A 2,931-nucleotide genomic window follows, 5' to 3' on the forward strand; every position below is an offset into this window, starting at 1 on the left:
GGTGTGAGAGCCGATTCGCACCCGCTGCAGCGTCTCGGCATCGAGCTTGCAGTCGATCCACCTTACCCGCTCGGATTCAAACGGACGCTTGAGCGCGCTGGTTGATAGACTCAGGCTAGCATTGCCCGTTGCTTCAAAGCTGCATGTCTAAGCCCGCACGCGACCTTCTCGACCCGAAAAACGACTACGTGTTCAAGCGCCTATTCGGTGAGCATCCGGCGTTGCTGGTTAGCCTGATCAATGACCTGCGCCCGGATCTGCCAGCGATCCTGGCCGTCGAGGTCCTTAACCCCGAAATCAACGCCGAGGAACTGCGCGGCAAGTACATCATCCTTGATCTCCTGGCACGCGACGAGACCGGGCACGACTACAATATCGAGATCCAGGTGCGCCGCTACGGGCATTGGCACCAGCGGGCGTTGTATTATCTGGCGCGCATGCTCAGCCAGCAGCTCGGTCAGGGCGAAGACTACAGTCTGCTGCGCGCCGCGGTCGGGATTCATCTTCTGGACTTCGACCTGTTCACCGCCACCGCTGAACAATGTCAGCAGGCGCACTGGCGCTTCGAGATGCGCGATCATGCCCAACCCGCGGTCGGGCTTGGGAACCTGCTGCAGCTCAACCTGATCGAACTGAAGAAGGCCGATCGCCTCGGGCGCGACCGAGATCGCCGCGCCGACTGGATCACCTTTTTCGAGCACTGGCGCGAGGAGACCACCATGGCTGCGATTGATCACCCCCCTGTCCGCGAGGCACTGAGCCAGATACGAGCGCTCAGTGCAGATGAAGAAGCGCGCCGCCTCGCGTTCGTGCGCGAGCGCGCGCTGCATGATGAGGCGACGTTGCTGAAAGAGGCGAGACAGGAGGGCTTGGAGCAGGGACGACGCGAGACGGCGCGCGGACTCCTCGCGCAAACGACGCTGGATGATGCGTCTATCGCGGCAATTACCCAGTTACCGCTGGTAGAGATTCAGACCATGCGGCGCGCCTCGCGCTGACCCGCCCGGACCTCCAAGCGTGCTCGCGCACGGCTTTAAGCAGGTTCTGCTTTGCGGCCTGGTCGCCACCGGCAAACGCGGCGCTCCAGTCGACCTCAGCGACATTGAAGCGTGCATACCAAGCATAGAGGCCAGGGAGCTTTGGGGCGTCAACGACATCCTGGATGTTGTAAGGATCGCTGAGCTGAAGGGTCGCAAGGCCTACGACCCGATTTACCCGATCCCAAGCTTGGTGTGAGAGCCGATTCGCACTGGTTGCGGCGTCTCAGCATCTGGCTTGCGATAGAGCAGCACGGGGTCACACTTGAAGTAGGTCTTGGATACGCTGAACGGCCTCGATGATGAGGTGCGCAGCCTGCGCGGCCTGCTCGGCCTGCTCGATGCGATGGGTCAGATCGAATGATCTGATGCATCGGCAAGGTGCCAGGCCGCAGGCCGTGCTCTTGCTCGCCGCCGTGCATCAGCGGTGCCAAGCGCAGCTGGCGCCGGTTGCGAATGCTCAGCAGCCGATGCCTTTGGGTCCATGCAGCTTGTGTGCACAGGCGGTGAGCAGGCCGATGGGGGTGGTCAGACGATCAGTCAAACCCTGTTGAGAGGCATCAAGCGCTCGCGGTCGGCAAGATCCTGCTCGCGCTGGCGGACGCGGCGCTCGGAGCTGGCCTGGTTCTTGGTGCAGATCAGCGTATACGGACGCCCAAGCTTATTGGTGGTGCGATCCAGGTCACATTGATCCAACTGGATTCTCTGCTCGACATGGCTGCGGACGTCTTGCACGGCCTTGAGCTGCCAAGTCGATTCGCTGGGCGAGGCTAGGAAGCGGCTGAGATCTCGGCAGTATTGGCAACGGCAGCCCAGCTCGGCCGGACGCTGCCAGTCTGCAGGCGGCTCCAATGGTTCGGCGATGCGCTGCTCGAGATGGTCCAGCACCGCCTCGCACAATCTGGCTGTTGTGCTGCCAGCGGACCTCGGCGCGGCCGATTCCGCCAGGCTCAGGGCAGCCGCCAGCAAGATGCTGTCCATGGATCAGATCGGTCAGATAGGGCACGCTGACACTCAGCCCCGCATCGACCAACACCAGCGCCCGATGCGCCCGCGGCCAGATCACCAACGCCGCGGATTGGTAGGTGCGCTCGTAGGAGGCGCCGGCGTTGCCGGTGGCCTCCTCGAAATCGGGCTCGATGTCCTCAAAGCCATCATAAAGCATCCGGCGGGCTGATCTCATCATCGGCGAAATCCAGATGGCCAAGCTCCAGCGCCTGCTCATCAGGCGCGCGCCACTGATGGATATAGCGTCCTTCCTCAAAGACCTCTCCGACCTCCATGTCGACAGTGTCGCCGTACCAGCCACCGCCGATGTACTCGGCGCTGCCCTGTTCGTAGACCGTGACAAGCCCAAGATGCAGATCGCAGTCGGATGCTCGAGCAGCGTCGAGCAACAGGCTCGCGATCGATGCATCGACGCCTTTCAAGCTGCGAAAGCCCAGCTCGGCCTGGGTGTAGGCATGCTCCAGCGGCAGGACCAGCTTCTTTGGCTCACCCTGCCAGCCTTGCAGCCGTTCCGTCAGCTCCTCGCGCAGGCTGTCATGATCAGGCGGCTGCGGCAGCGGGCCACCGTCGGTGCGGATAAGGTTGTAGACCAGCGCCAGACGATGACCGGAGACAATCGGCTGCACCTCATGCCGGCAATCGGCGTAGAAGGCGGCAAAGGCGACCTCTGAGGGCTCATCGCGGCGCAGATCCAGGCGCACTTCCTGATCCTTGTGGCGGATGATCAGCTCGCCGCCGGTATAAGTCGACGGCAGGACCATCACCAGGGTGGCGAACATGCCCGGCGACTTCTCGGTATCGCGATGCGAGACGAAGAAGCTGCCAGCGTCGTAGATCAATAGCTTGTAGAGCTCGGCCTCGATCTCGCCGTGCGCACCCAATCCCG

General features: G+C 62.5%; 3 protein-coding genes. 1 reads left to right on the forward strand and 2 read right to left on the reverse strand.

The features are described from left to right. Window positions 1-143 precede the first annotated feature (143 nt). The gene (locus ACY693_RS17590; protein ID WP_462323108.1) at window positions 144-998 is read left to right on the forward strand and encodes an Rpn family recombination-promoting nuclease/putative transposase; all 855 of its coding nucleotides are present in this window, start codon (window positions 144-146) and stop codon (window positions 996-998) included. Between the two features lie 579 nt (window positions 999-1,577). Here the strand turns inward: ACY693_RS17590 and ACY693_RS17595 are convergent. Further along, a complete protein-coding gene (locus ACY693_RS17595) occupies window positions 1,578-2,018 on the reverse strand; it encodes a hypothetical protein (RefSeq protein ID WP_462323109.1) in 441 nt (146 codons plus the stop codon). 173 nt (window positions 2,019-2,191) lie between these two features. Continuing rightward, window positions 2,192-2,931: 2OG-Fe(II) oxygenase (locus ACY693_RS17600; protein WP_462323110.1), on the reverse strand; the 740-nt coding region annotated here is incomplete at its 5' end.

This window comes from Halochromatium sp., from assembly GCF_054919635.1.